Source organism: Mesorhizobium sp. WSM4310, from assembly GCF_007003935.1.
Taxonomy (GTDB): Bacteria; Pseudomonadota; Alphaproteobacteria; order Rhizobiales; family Rhizobiaceae; genus Mesorhizobium.
Genome location: NZ_VFTA01000012.1, coordinates 139584 through 159935 on the forward strand (window position 1 = coordinate 139584; position 20352 = coordinate 159935).

The 20352-nt window shown below is 64.0% G+C and carries 16 protein-coding genes; 6 read left to right on the forward strand and 10 right to left on the reverse strand.

Annotation, left to right across the window (positions count from 1 at the left end; translation table 11 throughout):
• Window positions 1-111 precede the first annotated feature (111 nt).
• A complete protein-coding gene (locus tag FJV80_RS15630; protein WP_142876844.1) occupies window positions 112-1947 on the forward strand; it encodes a monovalent cation:proton antiporter-2 (CPA2) family protein in 1836 nt (611 codons plus the stop codon).
• Window positions 1948-1962: 15 nt separating this feature from the next.
• Window positions 1963-2508, forward strand: a complete 546-nt coding sequence (locus tag FJV80_RS15635) for a DUF924 family protein (protein ID WP_095775361.1) — start codon at window positions 1963-1965, stop codon at window positions 2506-2508.
• A gap of 3 nt (window positions 2509-2511) precedes the next feature.
• Here FJV80_RS15635 and folK read toward each other — a convergent pair whose 3' ends face one another.
• The 3 genes from folK to folP are packed head-to-tail and all read right to left on the reverse strand — an operon-like array spanning window position 2512 to window position 4222.
• A complete protein-coding gene (folK, locus tag FJV80_RS15640) occupies window positions 2512-3024 on the reverse strand; it encodes a 2-amino-4-hydroxy-6-hydroxymethyldihydropteridine diphosphokinase (protein WP_142876845.1) in 513 nt (170 codons plus the stop codon).
• Window positions 3008-3367: a dihydroneopterin aldolase gene (gene folB, locus FJV80_RS15645; protein WP_095775359.1), complete on the reverse strand. Its 360-nt coding sequence runs from the start codon at window positions 3365-3367 to the stop codon at window positions 3008-3010. The genes folK and folB overlap by 17 nt, the downstream gene beginning before the upstream one ends.
• 3 nt (window positions 3368-3370) lie before the next feature.
• A complete protein-coding gene (gene folP / locus FJV80_RS15650) occupies window positions 3371-4222 on the reverse strand; it encodes a dihydropteroate synthase (protein WP_095775358.1) in 852 nt (283 codons plus the stop codon).
• Window positions 4223-4321: 99 nt separating this feature from the next.
• On the opposite strand from folP, the gene FJV80_RS15655 reads away from it, so the two are divergent.
• Together FJV80_RS15655 and FJV80_RS15660 are read left to right on the forward strand one after the other, a co-directional pair.
• A complete protein-coding gene (locus FJV80_RS15655; RefSeq protein ID WP_095775357.1) occupies window positions 4322-4942 on the forward strand; it encodes a DUF922 domain-containing Zn-dependent protease in 621 nt (206 codons plus the stop codon).
• A 217-nt stretch (window positions 4943-5159) separates the two neighbouring features.
• A complete protein-coding gene (locus FJV80_RS15660; protein WP_246688980.1) occupies window positions 5160-6653 on the forward strand; it encodes an MDR family MFS transporter in 1494 nt (497 codons plus the stop codon).
• Window positions 6654-6662: 9 nt separating this feature from the next.
• Here the strand turns inward: FJV80_RS15660 and FJV80_RS15665 are convergent, their stop codons facing one another.
• The 3 genes from FJV80_RS15665 to FJV80_RS15675 all read right to left on the reverse strand — a co-directional run bounded on the left by FJV80_RS15665 (window position 6663) and on the right by FJV80_RS15675 (window position 8799).
• A complete protein-coding gene (locus FJV80_RS15665) occupies window positions 6663-7694 on the reverse strand; it encodes an NAD(P)/FAD-dependent oxidoreductase (protein ID WP_142876846.1) in 1032 nt (343 codons plus the stop codon).
• A 316-nt stretch (window positions 7695-8010) separates the two neighbouring features.
• Window positions 8011-8331, reverse strand: coding sequence for a 2Fe-2S iron-sulfur cluster-binding protein (locus tag FJV80_RS15670; protein ID WP_010909663.1), 321 nt, complete (start codon window positions 8329-8331; stop codon window positions 8011-8013).
• 99 nt (window positions 8332-8430) lie between these two features.
• The gene (locus tag FJV80_RS15675) at window positions 8431-8799 is read right to left on the reverse strand and encodes an Hpt domain-containing protein (RefSeq protein ID WP_032930394.1); all 369 of its coding nucleotides are present in this window, start codon (window positions 8797-8799) and stop codon (window positions 8431-8433) included.
• Between the two features lie 273 nt (window positions 8800-9072).
• On the opposite strand from FJV80_RS15675, the gene FJV80_RS15680 reads away from it, so the two are divergent.
• Together FJV80_RS15680 and FJV80_RS15685 are read left to right on the forward strand one after the other, a co-directional pair.
• The gene (locus FJV80_RS15680; protein ID WP_142876847.1) at window positions 9073-15486 is read left to right on the forward strand and encodes a kinesin; all 6414 of its coding nucleotides are present in this window, start codon (window positions 9073-9075) and stop codon (window positions 15484-15486) included.
• Window positions 15487-15585: 99 nt separating this feature from the next.
• Window positions 15586-16200 carry a 3'-5' exonuclease gene (locus tag FJV80_RS15685; RefSeq protein ID WP_142876848.1) on the forward strand — a complete coding sequence of 205 codons (615 nt, stop codon included), beginning with the start codon at window positions 15586-15588 and terminating at the stop codon, window positions 16198-16200.
• Between the two features lie 25 nt (window positions 16201-16225).
• Here the strand turns inward: FJV80_RS15685 and FJV80_RS15690 are convergent, their stop codons facing one another.
• The 4 genes from FJV80_RS15690 to FJV80_RS15705 are packed head-to-tail and all read right to left on the reverse strand — an operon-like array spanning window position 16226 to window position 20303.
• Window positions 16226-16876: an ABC-type transport auxiliary lipoprotein family protein gene (locus tag FJV80_RS15690; RefSeq protein ID WP_095775353.1), complete on the reverse strand. Its 651-nt coding sequence runs from the start codon at window positions 16874-16876 to the stop codon at window positions 16226-16228.
• Between the two features lie 37 nt (window positions 16877-16913).
• Complete coding sequence (locus FJV80_RS15695; protein ID WP_095793700.1) at window positions 16914-18287, reverse strand: MlaD family protein; 1374 nt, start codon at window positions 18285-18287, stop codon at window positions 16914-16916.
• Window positions 18288-18301: 14 nt separating this feature from the next.
• Window positions 18302-19111 carry an ABC transporter ATP-binding protein gene (locus FJV80_RS15700; RefSeq protein WP_142876849.1) on the reverse strand — a complete coding sequence of 270 codons (810 nt, stop codon included), beginning with the start codon at window positions 19109-19111 and terminating at the stop codon, window positions 18302-18304.
• 4 nt (window positions 19112-19115) lie between these two features.
• Window positions 19116-20303 (reverse strand): ABC transporter permease, encoded by a 1188-nt coding sequence (locus FJV80_RS15705; RefSeq protein WP_142876850.1) that lies wholly within the window; start codon window positions 20301-20303, stop codon window positions 19116-19118.
• Between the last annotated feature and the right edge of the window lie 49 nt (window positions 20304-20352).

The following is a 20352-nucleotide window of genomic DNA, read 5'->3' on the forward strand; positions in this document are numbered from 1 at the left end:
CCACCAGGGGACACACTTTGTCGGCACCCTACCCGTCCTGGCAGGTTCCCTGGCCTTGCCTCCTGCTCCAACTGCATGCAAGGACTGCTGAAGGACATAGGGACAAGAGGCATGGCAGCGGAAACATCAGGCGGCGATCTCATTCAGGTGGTGGCGCTGCTTGCCGCGGGGGTCGTCGCCGTCCCCATCTTCAAACGAATGGGCCTCGGCTCGATCCTGGGCTATCTGGCGGCCGGCGTGGTGATCGGCCCGTTTGGTCTTCGCATCTTTTCCGAATCGGGAGCCATCCTCCACGTCGCCGAACTCGGCGTCGTCATGTTCCTGTTCATCATCGGGCTGGAAATGCAGCCGTCGCGGCTTTGGGGCCTGCGGCGCGAAATCTTCGGGCTCGGCGCGCTGCAGGTCGGAGTCTGCGCTGTCCTGTTGACCGGGGTGGGAATGGCCGGCGGTTTTCCGGTCTCGCAATCCTTCGTCGCCGGCGCCGGTTTCGTGCTGACCTCGACGGCGATCGTCATGCAGCTTCTCGAGGAACGCGGCGACATCGCCTCGCCGAAAGGCCAGCGCATCGTCTCCATCCTGCTGCTGGAAGATCTGGCCATCGTGCCGCTGCTGGCCCTGATCGCGTTCCTGGCGCCCGGCGGCGCCGACACCAGCCTGTCGGAAAGGCTGACCGAGGTCGGCATCGGCCTTGCCGCGATCATCGGACTTGTGCTGGCGGGGCGCTATCTGCTCAACCCGTTCTTCCGCATCCTGGCGGATGCCCGTGCCCGCGAGGTGATGACGGCCGCGGCGCTGCTGGTGGTGCTTGGATCGGCGCTAGCCATGCAGCTCAGCGGCCTGTCGATGGCGATGGGCGCGTTCCTGGCCGGCGTGCTTCTGTCGGAATCGACCTTCCGCCATCAACTGGAAGCCGACATCGAGCCGTTCCGCGGCATCCTGCTCGGCCTGTTCTTCCTTGCGGTCGGCATGTCGCTCGACCTGCATGTGGTCGCCGCGAACTGGAAGCTGATCGCCATCTATGTCGTCGCCTACATGGTCATGAAGGCGCTCGGCATCTACATCGTCGCCCGCATCCTCAAGACCGGCCATCGCGAAGCCTTGGAACGCGCGGTCTTCATGGCGCAAGGCGGCGAATTCGCCTTCGTCCTCTACTCAGCCGCCGCCGCCGTCGGCATCATCGACAACCAGGCCAACGCGATGCTGACGGCGATCGTCATCATCTCCATGGTGCTGACGCCGCTGGCGATCATCGCCTTGCGCTATGTCACCCCGCGCGACGAGCAGTCGCTCGACGGCATCGACGTCGCCGACGGACTGACCGGCAGTGTGCTGATCATCGGTTTCGGCCGCTTCGGCCAGATCGCCAGCCAGCCGCTGCTGCTGCGCGGCATCGATGTGTCGATCATCGACAACGATGTCGAGATGATCCAGGCGGCCGCCGACTTCGGCTTCAAGGTCTATTATGGCGATGGCACCCGGCTGGATATCCTGCACGCGGCCGGCGCCGGCCGGGCGCGCGCCGTGCTGATCTGCGTCGACAAGGCCGATGCGGCCGTTCGCATCGCCCAGTTGATCAAGGCCGAATTTCCGCTGCTCACCGTGCTTGCCCGGGCTTTCGACCGCGGCACCGCGCTGCAGCTCATTCGCGCCGGCGTCGACTATCAGCTGCGCGAGACCTTCGAATCGGCGCTGGTTTTCGGCGGCTCGGCCCTGGAATCGCTTGGCGTTGATCCCGAAGACGTGGCGGAAACGATCGAGGACGTCAGGCGTCGCGACACCGACCGCTTCGAAACCCAGCTCGCCGAAGGCATTCGCGCCGGCCAGCGCTTCCTGCGTGGCAATATCGGCACGCCGATTCCCACACCGCTCTCCACGCCGCGCCGCCCCGGTCAGGCCCTCAACGAGGAGACGGCTGGCGTTCTGCACAAATCCGAAACAGCCGATTGAACCAAGGAATCATGCATGGAATTGGACAGCGGAGCCCTGTCGGTCACCAAATTCTGGCGCGACGCCGGCGAGGATGCTTGGTTCGAGAAGAGCGACGCTTTCGATGCCGATTTCCGCGATCGCTTTCTCGACCTGCACTATGCCGCGGCACGGCGTGAGTGCGACGCCTGGTCGGGCCATGCCGAAGGTTCGCTGGCGCTGATGATCCTGCTCGACCAGTTTCCGCGCAATTGCTTCCGCGGCACCGGCCACATGTATGCCACCGATCCGCTGGCGAAGCACTTTGCCCATAAGGCGGTCGCTGCCGGGCATGACCTGGCGCTGGAACCGGAAGTCCGCGTGTTCCTGTATTTGCCGTTCGAACATGCGGAAAACCTTGCCGACCAGGACATTTCGGTCGAGCTGCACACCGCCAGGGCCGAGTTCAACCTGAAATACGCGCTGGAGCATCGCGACATCATCCGCCGCTTCGGGCGGTTTCCGCATCGCAACAGGATGCTTGGCCGCGAGACGACACCGCAGGAGCAGGCGTTTCTCGACGAAGGCGGATTTTCCGGCTGATAGCTAGGTCAGCCACCAGTCCCGGCCGGACGGCAACCGCTCGATTCCGGCGGCGTCGACAGCGCCGAGCCGTTCCGACACGCTTCTCCCGCCGACGGCAAGATCCGGCGCGATTTCGGCCAGCGGCGCCAGGACGAAAGCGCGCTCCAGCATACGCGGATGAGGCACTTCCAGACCGGTCTCATGGATGACGCGGTCACCGAACACCAGAATGTCGATATCGATCAGGCGCGGCCCCCAGCGCTCCTCGCGCACCCGCTTCAGCGTCCGCTCGGCGTCGAGGCAGAGGTCGAGCAGCGCCCGCGGCGAGAGCCGGGTCGACAGTTCGGCGGCGGCGTTGAGGAAATCCGGCTGATCGAGCTTGCCCCAGGGCGGTGTGCGGTAGAGCGACGAAACGGCGGTGACGCGCGTGCCCGCATCGGCGTCGAGAATGCGCAGCGCCGCCGCCATCGAAGCCGCCGGATCACCCAGATTGCCGCCGAGGCTGAGGAAGACGGTGTTACTCGGGCCAGACAACGGTCACCTCGACATGATCGAGCACGCCAGGCACCGGCGCGTTCGGCTTGCGCACGGTGATTTCGGCCCTCTTGATCTGCGGAAACCGCTCCGTCAGCGCCTTTGCCACTTCCATGGCCAGGGCTTCGATCAGGAAGCGCCGCTTCCCGGTGATGATCTTCTCGATCACCGTGAAGGCAATGCCGTAGTTGACGGTTTCCTCGATCGCGTCGTCGACAAGCGCGCGCCCGGGTTCGACCGACAGCACCGCGTCGACATAGAAACGCTGGCCAAGGGCTTCCTCCTCGTCGAGCACGCCATGCCGTGCAAAGAAAGCGCAGTTCTTCAGGCGGATGACATACATGGCTCAGCGTTCCGATGCGGCGGTTTCAAGCGCCAGCATAGCATCCGCCACGGCCAGCGCGTCCACGTTGATTGCGACATCATGGACGCGAAACAGATGCGCGCCCTTGAGCCTGAGAATGACGCTGGTCGCCGCCGTTCCGGCCGCCCGGTCTGCCGCATCGCGGCCGGTGACGGTGCCGATGAAGCGTTTTCGCGAGGTGCCTGCCATCAGCGGAAAGCCAAGCGCATGGAGCTCGGAAAACCGCGCCATCAGGTCGAGATTTTCCTCAGCCGTCTCCTTGGCGAAGCCGAAACCTGGATCAAGCACGATGCGATCGTCCGCAATGCCGTTACGACGGGCGATCTCCAGGGATTTTTCCAGGAACGCAAACTGGTCCGCGATCACGTCGGTCAGCTTCTCGCGATCCCGCCCGGTATGCATGATGATGAGCCCGGCTCCGGTTTCGGCGGCGACCCGCGCGATGTCGGGCTCGCGCTGCAGGCCCCAGACATCGTTGACGATATGCGCGCCGGCAGCCACGGCCAGCCGCGCTGTGTCTGCGCGATAGGTGTCGACCGAAATCAGCACGTCACCGGCGCGCGCCAGCGCCTCGATCACCGGCAGGACGCGCGCCTGTTCCTCGCTGGCCGAGATGGCGGCGGCACCCGGCCGGGTCGATTCTCCACCGACATCGATGATCCGTGCCCCTTCCTCGATCATCCGGCGCGCCTGGGTCAGCGCCGCTTCGGGCGCAGCGAACAGTCCGCCGTCGGAAAAGCTGTCGGGAGTGACGTTGAGGATGCCGACGACCACGGCCTTGCCGCCAAGGTCGAGATAACGTCCATGCGCCAGCTGCCATCGCCTCGCCGTCATTGCTCATCAACCATGGGCTCATCAACGATGTGTGATCCGCAAAGGATCAATTCCGTTGCGCCGGCAACGGCCGTAACGCAAGGTGGGTAAAGAGGCAATATGATGAAACGATCCCTGCTTTGCGCGCTACTGCTTGCCGTGACCGCTGTTCCGGCGGGCGCGGCCAATCTCCTCAAGACATACAGCTATTTTTCCATTGGCGGCAGCACGCTCGAAGACATCGAGACGCAGCTCTCCAAACATGGGCCGCAGGTCAAAAGCACGGGCTCGCGCCACCCCGGCGCCACCCAGATGGCCTTCACCACCCGGATCAGCTACGCCAGGCAGGCTGGCTCCTGCCGGATCGCCGACGCCGCCGTGACGGTCAAGGTCAAGGTGATCCTTCCGGAATGGCGCCGCCCGCGCAAGGCGGATCCCGACGTGAAGCTGTTCTGGGACACGCTGTCGGCCGACATCAAGCGCCATGAAGAACGCCATGTCGAGATCGCCAAGAACTATGGCCGCGAGCTGGAAAACGCGCTGAAGGCGACCTACCCGCGGACGGATTGCGCTGCGGCCAAGGCCAAGGCGGCCGAGATCACCGCCGCCATTCTCGCCAGGCACGACCGCGCCCAGGTGCAGTTCGATCGCGTCGAGAGCGTCAATTTCGAAAGCCGTATCCTGCGGCTCATGCGCTACCGCATCCAGCGCATCGAGAACGGCCGGCTGCCACCTGGCTGAATTTCATCGGCGCACTCGATGGCGCCGGTGCAAGCCAACCGGGCCGAAGCATAGTGCCAGCGTCGGAAAACTTTCGAACGGCGGTCGAAATCGGCCTAAACGGAACGACATATCACGGGTTGGCAAGTACAATCCTCACGGCACGAGCACCACGACCGATCGCGCGGCGAACGCGTCAGGCAAGCCCAATCGTCGACCCGGATCGCGCGCAAAACACATGGACAAGACTATGGACCAGGCTGTCGACAAGCAGACCATACCGGCTGCCGCCACACCGCTGACCGAAAGCGAGAAGAACGCCATCATCGGCGGCGTCCTTCTGTCCATGCTGCTGGCGGCGCTCGACCAGACCATCATCGCACCCGCCATGCCGACCATCGCGCGAGCGCTCGGCCACGCCGAATATCTGCCCTGGATGGTCACCGGCTATCTCCTGACCGCCACCGCCGTGGCACCGCTCTACGGCAAGATTTCCGACGTCTATGGCCGCCGCCCGACCGTCTACGCGGCGATCCTCATCTTCCTCGCCGGATCACTGGTCAGCGCCATGGCCCCCAACATGTTCGTGCTGGTGATCGGGCGCGCGATCCAGGGTGCCGGCGGCGGCGGCCTGTTTGCGCTGGCGCAAACCGTCATCGGCGACCTCGTGCCGCCGCGCGAACGCGCACGCTATGCGGCCTGGGTGTCAGGCACCTGGGCCGTCGCCAGCATTGCCGGGCCACTGCTGGGCGGCACCTTTGCCGAGCATCTGCACTGGTCGCTGATCTTCTGGATCAACATTCCGCTTGGGCTTTTGGCCATGGCGATCATCAACAAGCCGCTGAAGAAGCTGCCGATCGCAGCCAAACATCACCGCATCGACGGGTTGGGCGCCGTGCTTCTGGTTATCGCCACGGCCCTTCTGCTTCTGGCGCTCAACTGGGGTGGCAGCACCTATCCCTGGTTTTCCCACGAAATCCTCGGGCTGGTGGCCGGTTCGGCCGTGTTCTGGGCCCTGTTCGCACTGAGACTGATGAGGGCCGCCGAACCGCTGATCTCGCTTGAAGTGCTGGGCAATCCGATCGTGCTCGCCGGTGCGCTGTCGATGTTCCTGCTGCAGGCGGCCAATATCGGCGCTTCGGTCTACTTGCCGGTCTATCTGCAAACCGTCATCGGGCTTTCCGTCAGCGAATCGGGAATGGCCATGCTCGGCCTTTTGCTCGGCACGGTCGCCGGTGCCGCCACAAGCGGCCGCCTGATCCCCCGCTTCGTGCACTACAAGCGCATCGCCATGATCGGCATCGCCTTGGCCATTGTCAGCATTGGCGTGCTCAGCGCCATTGCTGGACACGCCTCGCTGCTCGAGGTCGAGATCCTGACAACCCTGATCGGCCTGGGCAGCGGAACGACATTCCCGGTCGCGACCGTCTCTGTCCAGAACGCCGTCGATCGAACCCATCTCGGGGTTGCGACAGGCGTGCTGACCTTCCTGCGCACGCTGGGTGGCGCGCTGGGCGTCGCCCTGCTCGGCGCGGTCGCGCTCGGCTATGGCCTGCCGCTCTCCGCCGAGGGTTCGCAGACACATGTCCAGCTGGCATCAGCCTTGCCGTTCGTGATGATCTTCATCACCGCCGGCATCACCCTGGTGCTGGCGCTCGTCGCCATGATGCTGATGCCGGAAAAGGCGCTGCGCGGACGCGACGAAGCGGTTGCGCCCGTCCTCGCGGAATAGGAGCGGTCTTTACTCCACCACGCCGAGCTTCTTCTGCAGGCTGGTCGACGAGGTCGTGTATTGGAACACGATCCGCTCGCCGGGGCTGACGATGCGCTTGGCCGCCTGCGCCATCAGCGCCACTTCATGGAAGCCCGACAGGATCAGCTTCAGCTTTCCCGGATACGAGTTGATGTCGCCCACCGCGAAAATGCCGGGCACCGATGTCTGAAATTTCTCGGTGTCGACCGGAATCAGGTTCTCGTGGAGGTTGAGCCCCCATTCCGCGATCGGCCCGAGCTTCATCGTCAGGCCGAAGAAGGGCAGCATGCGTGTGCATGGCACTTCGATATCGCCTTCCGGACCACCCTTGATGGTGGCCGATGACAGCTGGCCGTCGGCGCCGGTCAGGCCGGTCACCTGGCCGACCTTGAACGCAAGCTGCTTCATCTCTTGCATGGCATACATTTTGTTGACGCTGTCGGGCGCCGCGCGGAATTCAGGGCGCCGGTGGACCAGCGTCACGCTTTTTGCCACCGGCTGCAGGTTCAGTGTCCAGTCGAGCGCCGAGTCGCCGCCGCCGACAATGACAAGGTCGTGGCCGCGAAAATCCTCCATCCGGCGCACTGAATAGAAGACGCTCTTGCCTTCATAGGGCTCGATGCCCGGGATCGGGGGGCGTTTGGGTTGAAACGAGCCGCCGCCGGCGGCGATCACCACCACCTTGGCCTCGAACACCTCGTTCTCGTCGGTGGTGACGCGAAAGCTGCCATCCTCCAGTTTCTCGAGGCTGGAGACCATGCGGTTGTAGGTGAAGTCAGGCTTGAACGGATGGATCTGCTCGAGCAGCTTGTCGACCAGCCCTTGCGCCGAAATCGAGGGCCAGCCGGGAATGTCGTAGATCGGCTTTTCCGGATAGAGTTCCGCGCATTGGCCGCCGGGTTTGTCGAGGATATCGATCAGGTGGCATTTCATGTCGAACAGGCCGAGCTCGAACACGGCGAAAAGGCCGACAGGCCCTGCCCCGACAATGAGAACATCCGTCTTGATTGTTTCGGTCATGCGATGTGGTCCCCTTGGGAATGGGGCGAGACTGCATGAGCCGTGGCCTGCTGCCAAGCAGCCAATGTCAAAGAAATTGGAACGTCGCCGAAGGCATATTGAGATTCAGGTCAGGCCGAGCCGGCGTCGAAGACGGCGCGAAGCGACCAAACAGGGTTGATACCGAGAACCGGAGCGCAACGTACTTTCATATGCGAGTACCGGCCTACCCGGGCCATAGCCCTAGCTGCCACGATCCCTCGTCAAGTGCTTCGGCCGGCGAAGGCCGGAGGAAGCCGCCGTTTGCAGGCCGGCATCACCCGAATATCAACACGCCCTAGCCCTGGCGCTCCGGCACCCGCACCACCAGGCCGTCAAGCGCGTCGCGTACCTTGATCTGGCAGGACAGACGCGAGTTCGGCTGGACGTCGTAGGCGAAGTCCAGCATGTCCTCTTCCATCGCTTCCGGCTCGCCCACTTCCGCCGTCCAGGCCTCGTCGACATAGACATGGCAGGTGGCGCAGGCGCAGGCGCCACCGCACTCCGCCTCGATCCCCGGCACGGCGTTGCGGATGGCGTTTTCCATGACCGTCGAGCCGTTTTCGGCGTCCACGTCGAATTGTGTGCCGTCATGGGCGATGAAGGTCAACTTGGTCATTTGTCACCTGAAGGGAGTTTCCGCCGAGATAATCACTCCGGCAGACAAGTCAACTGCCGTGCGAAAGCGCCGCTCGGTGACGTTTTTCCACAAACCGGGTCAGCGATTGATGGCGGCGATGAAATCGCGCACTTCGTCGATCAGTTTGCCGAGCCGCTTGAGGGTCTGGCCGTCTTCCGGCTGCCGCTCGATCTCCGTGGCACAATCGGCGATGGCGAAGGCGCCAACGCCGCGAGCAGACCCTTTCAACCCATGCGCAAGCAGAAGCCGGTCCTTGAGATCGGCATCGACAATTTTGTCGCGTACCGACAGCGCCTGCTGTACAAACAGCGCCAGCACCTCTTGCTCGAGGGCGCGGTCGCCCATCGTTTGCCGGGCAAGGTGTGCCAAATCGACCGGTCGGGACTGCCTGGTTCCCGAGACGTCGCCTCCGGGCATTGAAAAGGCAATGCCGCTTTCGCCACGCATGAACTCGAACTCCGTTTTCTTCGGCCGCCTGAAAAATTAGGCGAATCCAATGGACAACGGGTTAATGAATGGCCCGGAAAAATGTTGCGAAAGCGGCGCACGGATCACGGTTCCGTTAACCTTATATTTAAAGTTTTACGTATCCCGCGGAATGCATGTTTTCTTTACCCCCCTGTGTCATTACGATACGAGGGTCCATTTTCAGCCTCCTGCGCGGGGGTACGACAAAGACAATTATAAGCCCCGCGGCAGCTAGTACAGGGTAGCGAAGGCATGGCAAAGAAACCAACGACGACGACGAGAAATCTCGACAGCGACGTGGCCAGGGAACTGGAAAAAGCGCTCGATCTCGACCTCAGCGGCGACATCGGCAGCGGCGATCTCGATATCGCGGCTTCGATGGAAGATCTGGAAGCGCAGATATCCCAGGCCGCCGACGAGCTGGCACGCGAGGGACGCAACCAGAAGCCGGCACCCGCCGCCAATCAGGCCCCCATTGCCAATCAGCCCGCGAGTCCCGCGCCGAAGGCCAAGCCGGCAGAACTGCGCCCCGTGGAGACACGCAATGGCAATGGCAACGGCGCGCAGCCCACGGGCTTCGCGCCGGCCAATGATGATCGCCAGAAGGATTACAAGACCCTCCTGCACGGCCTCAACAGGCGCGCCTCCAACACCGTCTACTGGATCGTCGCCTTCGTCTCGCTCGCCTGGATCGCCGGCGCCGGCGGGCTCGCCAACCTGCTGTTCGGACCGAGCATCTGGAGGATCCGCACCCTCGACCAGTTCCTTGCCCGTCCCGAACTGATTGGCCTCGCCGTCGCGGCGATCGTGCCGATCATCCTGTTCTGGGCCTTCGCGGCCATGATTCGCCGCGCCCAGGACATGCGCATTGCCGCCCAGTCGATGACGGAAGTGGCCTTCCGCCTGACCGAGCCGGAAAACATGGCGCAGGATCGCGTCATGATGATCGGTCAGGCCGTTCGCCGCGAGGTGGCGGCCATGGGCGAAGGCATCGAACGCACGCTGGCCCGCGCCGTGGAGCTGGAAACGCTGGTCCACAGCGAAGTCAACCAGATCGAGCGCTCCTATTCGGAAAACGAAACCCGCATCCGTTCGCTCGTCGACGGGCTTGGCAGCGAGCGCGAGGCGGTCGTCAGCCATGCCGAGCGCGTCCGTGCCTCGATTGCCGGTGCGCATGAGACGCTCAGGGATGAAATCGGCTCCGCCAGCGACATCATCCGCGACTCGATCCTCAATGCGTCGACCAAGCTGTCGATGACGATCACCAATTCCGGCGACACGCTCATCGACCGCATCAATGAAAGCTCGATGTCGATCTTCGATTCGGTGGAAGGCCGGCTCGACACCATCACCGACAAGCTTTCGACCTCCGGCGAGGCCTTCGCCAGCCTGCTCGACACGCGCATCGCCAAGCTGACGGATACGACGGACGGCCTGACCCGGTCGCTGACCGATCTGCTCGACGATCGCACCACCGGCATGGTTTCGCTGCTCGGCGGCGCCGCGCGCACCCTCAATTCGGAATTCGAAGCCAGCCTCAACGGCATCGAACGTACGCTGGCCGAACGCGGTCAGGCCCTGATCAGCGAATTCCAGACCCGCGCCGAAGCGCTGGACACCGGCACGCAGAAGCTCAACGCAGCGCTCGAGGCCCGCGCCCGCCAGATCAACGAGACGCTGGTCGAGCGCGCCCGCGAAATTGCCCACACCTTCGCCGAGAGCAAGGATACGCTGGCCGCGATGATCGATCAGGGCAAGACCCAGATCGGCGCCGACATGGCCGACATCGTCACCTCGACATCGAGCATGCTGGAGGCTCGCGCCAGCGACTTTGCCGGTCGCATGGAAGCGGCGCGTCATGTCGTCTCGCGTTCTTTCGATAGCGACATCCAGCGGCTCGCCGACGCCCGTGTCGGCATCGAGGAAGCCGTCGAAAACCACAGCCGCAAGCTGTCCGAAAGCCGCGAGCGCATGGCGGCCGCCATGCAGGCGGACCTGGAGAAATTCGCCGAAAGCCGCGACGGCATCGATGCCGCGGTGACCAACCAGGTGCAGAAGCTGGCCGAAGGCCGCAGCCTGATCGCGCGCGCCCTCGAAGAGGATCTGCGCAAGGTCAACGAATCGCGGGCCGCCATCGACGCGTCGCTCGGCAGCCACCTCGAAAGGCTGGAAGAAGGCCGCAACAGGCTTTCGCTGGCTCTCAACGAAGACTCCGGAAAACTCGTGCAAGCCCGCACGATCATTGATGAAATGGTCGCCGGTCATGTTGGAAAGCTCGCCGAAGGCCGCAACATCCTGTCGCGCGCCCTGGAAGCCGACCTCGGCAAACTGTCCGACAGCCGTGCCAGCATTGACGGGCTGGTCGCCGGTCAGGTCGAGAAGATCGCCGAAGGTCGTGCGGTGCTCGCCAAGGCCTTGGAAAACGATATCGCCGGCATCAAGGGCCTGATCGAGGCGCATTCGGCAAAGCTCGTGGATGACCGCAGCCAACTCGGCCGTTCGCTCGAGGACGACCTATCTGGCATCAGGGGCTTGCTTGACGATCATTCGGTCAAACTCGCCAACGACCGCAGCCTGCTGTCGCAGACGCTGGAAGCCGACCTTGCCAAGTTGGCCGAAAGCCGCTCGAGCATTGACGGTCTCGTCGCCGGCCAGGTCGAGAAGCTGGCCGAGGGCCGCGACATTCTCAAGCGCGCGCTGGAATCGGACCTCAACACCATCAAGGGTGTCATATCGAGCCAATCGGAAAGGCTGGCTGAGGATCGCGGACTGCTTTCGCAGGTCCTCGAAGCCGACTTGCAGAATGTGAACAGCGTCATCGCCGACCACATGAACAGGCTCGTTCAGGATCGTTCGACATTGTCGAAGGCTCTCGAGGACGACCTCGCCAAGCTGGCCGACAGCCGCTCCAGCATCGACGGGCTAGTCGCTGGTCAGGTCGAGAAGCTGGCCGAAGGCCGCGACATTCTCAAGCGCGCGCTCGAAGCCGACCTCAACACCATCAAGAACACCGTTGCCGACCAGTCGCAGAAGCTGGTCGACGACCGCGCCCAGTTCGCCAGGGCGCTCGAAGCCGATCTCGAAAGCGTCAATAGCCTGGTCAGCAGCCATTCCGAGCGGCTCGTCCAGGATCGTTCGACCCTGTCGAAGGCGCTGGAAGTCGACCTCGACAACGTCAACGGCCTGGTCAACAGCCATGCCGAGCGGCTCGTCCAGGACCGTTCGACGCTGTCGAAGGCGCTGGAAGCCGACCTCGAAAGCGTCAGCGGCCTGGTCGGCAGCCACGCCGACAGGCTTGTCCAGGAGCGCTCGACCCTGTCCAGGGCGCTCGAGGACGACCTTGCCAAGCTGGCCGAGAGCCGTTCGAGCATCGACGGCCTGGTCGCCGGCCAGGTGGAGAAACTGGCCGAAGGCCGCGACGTTCTCAAACGCGCCCTCGAAGCCGATCTCGCCAAGCTCGCCGAAAGCCGCTCCAGCATCGACGGGCTGGTGGCCGGCCAGGTGGAAAAGCTCGCCGAAGGCCGCGACATTCTCAAGCGCGCCCTCGAGGCCGACCTGCAGAAGCTGAGCGAAAGCCGCGGCGAGATCGACGGCGTCATCGCTGGCCATGTCGGCAAGCTGGCCGAAGGCCGCAACATGCTGAGCCGCGCGCTGGAAGACGATCTCGGCAAGCTCGCCGAGACCCGCAAGGACGTCGACCGCTCGCTGTCCGGCCACATCGACCAGATCGCTGCCAGAAGCACCGACATTTCGGCCGCGATCGCCGCCGATGTAGAGAAGATCGAGCAGGCGTTCAGCCGTCAGACCGGGATCATCGAGGAACGCGCCGGAACCATGGAGCGCGCGCTCTCGACCGGCGTCGACAATGTCCGCAGCGTGCTCGAAAAGAGCGCGGTCTTCGTCGCCGGCGCCTTGCGCGAAAAGGTCCTGGAGGTCACCAGCGCGCTGCATGAGCAGGCCGGTGCAGCCTTCAGCGATGCCGACCGCAAGATCGCCGAGCGCGCCGAACAGACGTCCGCCGCCCTTTTGGCGCGGGCCGAAGACATCGCCCGCACCTTCGAGGAAGCCGACCGTCGCCTGCACGCCCGTGCGGAAGATACGTCCAACGCCTTGCTCGCCCGCGCCGACGACGCCTCCAGCTCGCTGCTGGCCCGCGCCCACGAAACCGCCGATCAACTGGCCGCCCGCGCCGGCGAGATCGCCGGCACCTTCGAGCTGGCGGACCAGAAGCTCGCCGCCCGCGCCCAGGAAACGGCCGACCAGCTGGCTGCCCGGGCCCAGGATACCGCGAACCATCTGGCGGCCCGCGCCAGCGAGATTGCCGGCACCTTCGACGCAGCCGACCAGAAACTGGTCGCCCGCGCCGTCGAGACGGCACAATCGCTGGCCGCCCGCGCCGGCGACATCCTGCGCAACTTCGAAAGCGCCGACCAGCGGCTCGGCATGCGCATCGGCGAATCCGCCGAGGCGCTCGCCGCCCGCGCAACCGACCTTGGCCGCATCTTCGACGCTGCCGATCAGCAACTGGTCTCGCGCATCGCCGAAGGTTCGGATGCTCTGTCCAGCCGTGCGTCCGAGATCGGCCGCATCTTCGACGAGGCCGACCAACGCCTGGTCTCGCGCATCGCCGACAGCTCTTCGACGATCGGCGAGCATGCGCAGACCATCGTCGGGGCTTTCGCCAGCACCGAGCAGAAGGTCGCCGACCGTGCGCGCCAGACCGGCCAGGAACTGGCCGTGCACGCCCGCGAAATCGAGCAGGCACTTGCCGGCGCCGACGAGCGTCTTGCATCGACCGCGGCGGCTGCGGCCGCCCGTGTCGAGGAGCAGATCGCCAGCGTCGAGAACCGCCTCGCCCATACCACCGAAACAATGGGCCAGAGGCTCAATGAGCAGGTGTCGAGCGCCGAGGCACAGCTCGTTTCGCGCGCCAATGTGATCGCCGAGACCTTCACCGCTGTAGGCCAGCATATCGGCCAGAGCACCAACGACGCCGCCAAGACGATCGGCGCCAACACACGCGAACTCAACACCATGCTCGCGGCGCGGTCGGCCGAAATGTCGAAGATCCTCGACGAAACCGCGCGGCCTTTGGTCGAACGCTTCGCCCAGGGTGGCTCGGAACTGCAAAAGAGCATGGAAGAGGTCACCGAACGCGCCACCGAGAAGCTGCGCAGCGAAAATGCCGCCCTGGTCAACGCGCTCGCCAACCGCACCGCCGAGACCTTGTCGGCGGTCGAAGGCGCCCGCTCGTCGCTGTCCGACAGTGTTGCCGATCTCATCGGCCGCATGACCAAGTCCAGCTCGCAGCTCGGTCAGCTGATCGAGCAGGCCGCGGTCAATCTCGGTCAGGTCGACGAACGCCTGACCGGCAGCACGCAGAGCTTCGCGGCGACAACAGAAAAGGCGGCGCAGACCTTTGCCAGCTCGGCGCGCCTTGTCGATTCGAACACCACAAGGCTGACGGAACTGTCGTCGTCGACCTTGCGCGAAGTGGCCTCGATCGCCACCAAGTTCGATGAACACAGCCGCCTCCTGGCCAGCGCCTCGGACCTGTTGAGCTCGGCCCAGAGCAACCTCGAGCACACGCTGGAAAGGCAGTCATCGCTCGAAGACCTCGCCGTCGGTCTGGTCAAGAAGTCGGAGGATCTCGAAAGGGTCATGCGCTCGTTCGAAAACCTCGTCGGCCAGACGCTGCAGAACGCCGAAGGCAAGACGATGGAGTCGGCCGACAAGATCCGCAATGCCATCACCGACGTGGTCGATTCGGCAACCAAGCGCTTCGCCGATGCCACCGATGAGATGCGGCGCACCGCGAGCTCGATCAAGAGCGAACTCGACCTCACCCGCGCGGAACTCAAGAAGGGCGTCATCGAGATGCCGGAAGAGGCAAAGGAATCGACCTCGGCGATCCGCCGCGCCGTTTCCGAGCAGATCAACGCCTTGAAGGAGCTTTCCGACATCGTCGCGAAGTCCGGCCGCGGCGGCGGCGACACCTCGGAGCCACGCAATCTGCGCCCGGCGCCGCAAGCGCCGGCAGCACGTCCCGCCGAACCGCCACGTCGCGCGCCGGCAGCACCGCAGCCGGAGCTTCGCACGCCTCAGGCGCCGTTGGGCGGCACGGCGCTGCGCGGCACGCTCGATCTCGAGCGTCCGGCCGAGCCGCGCCAGCGTCCCGAAGCCGGCGCCCGCACGCCACAGGGCGGCTGGGTGCGCGACCTCCTGACAGCGGCGTCGAACGATGCGGATCTCAGGCCGGCGGCAGCACCCTCGGCGCCCGTGGAAGCGCCGCGCGCGGCCCCTGCCCAGCGCTCGCCGCTGCATGTCGTGGAATCGCTGAACTCGCTATCCGTCGACATCGCACGGGCAATTGACCACGATGCTTCGATCGAGCTGTGGAACCGCTATCGGCGTGGCGAGCGGGACGTGTTCACGCGCCGGCTCTACACGCTGAAGGGCCAGCAGACGTTCGACGAAATCCGCCGCAAGTATCAGGGCGAGGCCGAATTCCGCGCCGCCGTCGACCGTTACTGCGACGACTTCGAAAAACTGCTCAAGGACGTCTCGCGCAACGACCGCGACAACATCATGGCGCAGACCTACCTGACCTCGGACACCGGCAAGGTCTACACCATGCTGGCCCACGCCAGCGGGCGCCTGCACTAAGCGTCAGCGGCCAAGCGACCGAGATCTGCTTGCGGAAACCTCTGCGTTTCCGCAAGCTGGCACCCAAACGCCCGGTTCGCCGATAAAAGGGGGCTGACCGTGCAGACGGCAATCATATTCGACTGCGAGTTTCTCTGCCTCGAGGGGTCGCAACGTCGGTTTTGGTGCGCGGCTCACGATCCCGACCCGGTCATCGCGCAGATCGGCGCAGTCAGGCTTGGTCTCGAAGACGACTTTCCGCTGCTCGGCACGCACAAGGCCTATATCAGACCGATCGATCGGTTTGGCCGGAAATACGAACTCGACCCGTTCTTCACCAGACTGACCGGCATCACCGAGGAAAACATCGAGACCGAAGGGGTTGCGCTCGGAGAAGCCCTTGCAGGGATCGATCGCTTTTCCGGTGGCGCGCGGTTCTGGTCCTGGGGCAAGGACGAACTGAACATGATCGCCATCAGTTGCTATGTCGCGGGCATTCAGCCGTCCATCCCCGCCACCCGGTTCGACAACGCCGTCAAGCTGCTGATCGCGGCGGGGATGCCGCTCGAGGATCTCGCACGGACGCCAAGCAACAAGCTTGCGGACTATCATGGCGTCGAACACCCGCCATTGCAGGGACATGACGCGCTCGACGACGCGCTGTCCGTCACCTACACGCTGCAGCACTTGATGAAGACTGGAAAGCTGCAGCCGGAAGCCTTCGACAGCTTGTAGCTTGAAGCGTCTGGCGGGATTGCGCTCAGATCACCGAATCGGTCCAGCGAACGATCTGTTTGGCGGCATCGCCGAACGCGCTGTCGAGCGCACTGACATAGGCAGGATTGCCGCTGCCCGAAACCGGCGCGGACGCGGTGAAGCTCTTGGAAGCGCGTACCTCGCCGTTGCGATCGTTGAGCAGGCGCACGAACAGGTCGACTTCGGCATGTTCGCCACCGTCGACACTCACTTCGAAGGAACGGATCTCGACGATCACCTGGTAGTCGATCGCCAGGCCCTCGCCCGGCTTGCCGACGCCGGCAAAGCTGCCCGAACGCTGGAAGGTCTCCGCCAGCCGCGCCTGCACGATCACCGGCAGCCGGTCGGCCCATTGCGCGCCCTTCAGATACTGGATCGAGCGGTCGGAGGGTTTGATGACGATGTTCTGACTGTCCAGCGCCTTGAGCGCCGAGGGCTGGGCGATCAGGATTTGCTTGCGGCTATGGCCACGGGCGTCAACCGACGGCGCCGAAAGCTCGAATGTGTCGAGCGGCGCAGGCTTGCCGCCCAGTACCGCACAGCCGGCAAGCGATAGCGCAAGCAGCGCCGCAGCCGGTGTCAATCCACCCGTTCTCACCCATACCGACTTCACGCGCGATCCCCGTTGTCCCCGGATCGTAAGATCAACCCGCATCCGCGGCTCATGTTCTTGGGGCGAGCAGACGCCGAAGTCAACGCCGCGCCCTGCCGTCGAATTGCCGAACCTCGCCCTCGCCACCTGAAAGAATGCGCTGCGGATTGCGGCTGAGATCCGTGACCGCTTCCTCGATACGGGTGATCGAGCGGCGGCTGTCCTGCACCAGCGCCTCGACATTCGAGAGGCCTTGGCCTGAGAAGCGCGACAGATTGTCGGTGATGGTGCCAAGGCGCGCATTCAGCGTGTCGGCGACCTGCTTGAACGACTTCAGCGTGGCCCTGGCGTCCGCCATCACGCCGTTGGCCTCGCCGGAGCCGAGCAAATTGTCGACCTTGGCCAGAATGCCGTCGACCCGCACCGAAGCATCGTTGAGGCGCTGCGCGAGTTGTTTGGCGTCCTTGATCGTCTGATTGATATCGTCGGCGCGGTTGGCGAACTTGTCGGTCACCATTGCAATGTCGGCGGCGGCCTTGTTGGCGTTTTCGCTGGCCTTCTGGATGTTGGCCAGAGCCGTACGCACCTGCGCCGGGTCGACACCGTCGAGCACGCCGTTGACCTTGGTCAGCGTGCCTTGCGTCTGCTTGGCGAAATCATTGACGGACCCGACCGCCGTGTCGACATTCTTGATCACGCCGTCGAGCTGCTGCGATGTCTGCTTGAGGTTCGCGGTCACCGTATCGACATTGGCGACGATGCTCTTGATCTTGTCCCTGTCGACGGCGTTGAGCAGGCCCTCCGCCGCCTTCAGCGTGCCGTCGAGCTTGCCGGACACGCCCTTCAGTTCTTCGGACAGCGCGCTGACGCTGGACAGGAACTTGTCGATGCCGTCGGAATTCTTGGCCAGCGCATCGGAGAATGTCTGCACGTTCTGGACAGTCTGTGTCAGCGGCCCGCGAACATCCCTGGTGAAGCCCTCGAGTTCGGACAGCACCTTGTCGGCGCGGGTGAAGATGTTCTGCGCCGTCTGCAGCAGATTGGTCACGGCGGAAGGGTTGGCTACGATCTCGGCGACCTTGCCTTCCTTCTCGGCCTGATCGAGAAGTTTCACTTCCTTGGGATCGGCTCCCTTGAGCTCGATATTGGCCTGCCCGGTGAGGCCGGCAAGCCCGATATCGGCCTGCGTCGACTTGGTGATCGGCGTCATCCGATCGATCTCGGTGTCGGCGATGGCGACCGTCGGATTGTCGACGTCGATATAGACGCGCTTGACGTCACCGACCTTGACGCCGTTGAACAGCACGAAGCTGCCGCGGCCAAGACCGGAAGCCGAACCAGGGATGCGCACGCGCAGCAGCGTCGTCTCGCCCCTGTCACCGATCGCCGCCGTCCAGTAGACGAAGCCGAACGCCGCCAGGATCGCAACCAGCGTAAAGATGCCGACAATGACGTAGTTGGCTCTGGTTTCCATTATTTCACTTATGGCTATGCACGTGCGGCAAGATCAAGTTGGCGGGCGCGTTTTCCGCGGAAATAGGATTTCACCCACGGTTCCTCGCTCTTCAGCATGTCGTCGATGGTGCCCTCGACCAATACTTTCTTCTTGCCGAGCACCGCCACGTGGTCACAAGCGGTAAACAGCGTGTCGAGGTCGTGCGTGACCATATAGACGGTCAGATCCATGGTGTCGCGCAGCTTGACGACGAGTTCGTCGAACTCGGCAGCACTGATGGGATCGAGGCCGGACGTCGGCTCGTCGAGAAAGACGATATCCGGATCGAGCGCCAGGGCGCGCGCAAGTGCTGCGCGCTTGATCATGCCGCCGGAAAGTTCTGATGGGAATTTCTGCGCCGCGTCCGGCGGCAGCCCGACCAGCTCGATCTTGAGCAGTGCCAGCTCGTCCATCAGCTTCCTTGGCAGGTCGAGATATTCGCGCATCGGCACCTGCACATTCTCCTGCACGGTCAGCGCCGAAAACAGCGCGCCATGCTGGAACAGCACGCCAAGCCGCATGTCGATGCGCAGGCGCTCGATATCGCTTGCTTTGTCGACGTCGACGCCAAACAGCCTGATCGTTCCGGACTGCTTGGGCATCAGCCCGAGAATGGTGCGCAACAGGACGGACTTGCCGGCGCCCGAAGCGCCGACGAACCCCAGGATCTCGCCGCGCTTGATGTCGAGCGAAAGCTTGTCGAGGATCAGCTTGTCGTCGATGGCAACGGTGACGTCACGCACCGAAAGGACGATCTCGTTCTCGTCCTTTTCCACCGTCTTGATGCCATTGCCCTTCGCCATTGTGTCAGAACTCGATCGCTGCGTAGAACATGGCGAAAAGCCCATCGAGGATGATGACGACGAAGATCGACTTCACCACGGAGGCAGTCACGTGCTGGCCGAGCGATTCGGCGCTGCCGCCGACCTTCATGCCTTCGACCGAGGCGATCGTGCCGATGATCATGGCCATGAACGGCGCCTTGATCAGCCCGGCGAAAATCGTGCTGAGATCGATGGCGACACGCAGGCGGTCGATGAATGCGGCGGGTGGGATATCGGAGTAGAGCCAGGCCGCGGCAATGCCGCCGCCGAGTGCCGCGAAATTGGCGATGATCGTCAGGCACGGCAAGGCGATCACCAGCGCAACCAGGCGCGGAAAGACCAGGACGCCAATCGGATTGAGACCGATGACCTTCAGTGCGTCGACCTCCTCGCGCATCTTCATCGAGCCGATCTCGGCGGTGATCGCGCTGCCGGAGCGGCCGGCGATCATGATTGCCGTCATCAGCACGCCGAGTTCGCGCAGGATCAGCACGCCGACGAGGTCGACGACGAAGATGTCGGCGCCGAAATAGCTGAGCTGGTAGGCGCCTTGCTGGGCAACGATGGCGCCGACGATCGCCGACATCAGCACCACCACGGGAATGGCGCCGACGCCCATGCGGTCGATCTGGTTGAAGATCGCCGCCGGGTTGACGGCATGGCCACGGCCGAGCTTCATCTGCGCGCCGCGGATGGTCGCGCCCAGAATATTCATCGAGGCGAGGAAATCGTCACGCATCTCGTAGACGCGCCGGCCAACCGCCTCGAGGGCGCGAATGACGATATTGGGCGGCCGCGCCGGGCCGGATTCGGGTTCGCGCCGGACAGCCTCGCCGACCGCGTCGAGCAGGATGGCGGCGATCTCGCTTTGGCCTTGCAGCCGAACCTCGACATTCTTCTTCTCGAAGGCGCTGACGAGCCGGTCGATTAACCAGGCGCCGGCGGTATCGATCTTCTCGATTTTCGAAAGATCGAGCGCCAAAGTCTTGAAACCGTTTCGTTTCTCGATCTTGCGCATGTCGGCGTCGACCAGCGCCACAGTCCGTGTCGTCCAGATTCCGGAGAACGCGCAGCCGAGCACGCCACCCTCCTCGCCGACCGCGACGCGCGGTTGGTGGTCAGCCTCCGAGGCGGTGGTGCCGCTTGCGTCGCGCTTGCCGATGGTCAACATGGCGTCCTGTTTAGCCTGATGGGTCCGACCTTGTCGATTTGCCGACAAC

Excerpts from the sequence above, each read along its gene's own strand:
- FJV80_RS15665 (WP_142876846.1), bottom strand. The coding sequence starts at position 7,694 with ATGACCGAAACAATCAAGACGGATGTTCTCATTGTCGGGGCAGGGCCT.
- FJV80_RS15695 (WP_095793700.1), bottom strand. The coding sequence starts at position 18,287 with ATGGAAACCAGAGCCAACTACGTCATTGTCGGCATCTTTACGCTGGTT.
- folB (WP_095775359.1), bottom strand. The coding sequence starts at position 3,367 with ATGTATGTCATCCGCCTGAAGAACTGCGCTTTCTTTGCACGGCATGGC.
- FJV80_RS15655 (WP_095775357.1), top strand. The coding sequence starts at position 4,322 with ATGATGAAACGATCCCTGCTTTGCGCGCTACTGCTTGCCGTGACCGCT.
- FJV80_RS15675 (WP_032930394.1), bottom strand. The coding sequence starts at position 8,799 with ATGCGTGGCGAAAGCGGCATTGCCTTTTCAATGCCCGGAGGCGACGTC.
- FJV80_RS15630 (WP_142876844.1), top strand. The coding sequence starts at position 112 with ATGGCAGCGGAAACATCAGGCGGCGATCTCATTCAGGTGGTGGCGCTG.
- FJV80_RS15670 (WP_010909663.1), bottom strand. The coding sequence starts at position 8,331 with ATGACCAAGTTGACCTTCATCGCCCATGACGGCACACAATTCGACGTG.
- FJV80_RS15690 (WP_095775353.1), bottom strand. The coding sequence starts at position 16,876 with ATGCGGGTTGATCTTACGATCCGGGGACAACGGGGATCGCGCGTGAAG.
- FJV80_RS15705 (WP_142876850.1), bottom strand. The coding sequence starts at position 20,303 with ATGTTGACCATCGGCAAGCGCGACGCAAGCGGCACCACCGCCTCGGAG.
- FJV80_RS15660 (WP_246688980.1), top strand. The coding sequence starts at position 5,160 with ATGGACAAGACTATGGACCAGGCTGTCGACAAGCAGACCATACCGGCT.
- FJV80_RS15680 (WP_142876847.1), top strand. The coding sequence starts at position 9,073 with ATGGCAAAGAAACCAACGACGACGACGAGAAATCTCGACAGCGACGTG.
- folP (WP_095775358.1), bottom strand. The coding sequence starts at position 4,222 with ATGACGGCGAGGCGATGGCAGCTGGCGCATGGACGTTATCTCGACCTT.
- FJV80_RS15635 (WP_095775361.1), top strand. The coding sequence starts at position 1,963 with ATGGAATTGGACAGCGGAGCCCTGTCGGTCACCAAATTCTGGCGCGAC.
- FJV80_RS15700 (WP_142876849.1), bottom strand. The coding sequence starts at position 19,111 with ATGGCGAAGGGCAATGGCATCAAGACGGTGGAAAAGGACGAGAACGAG.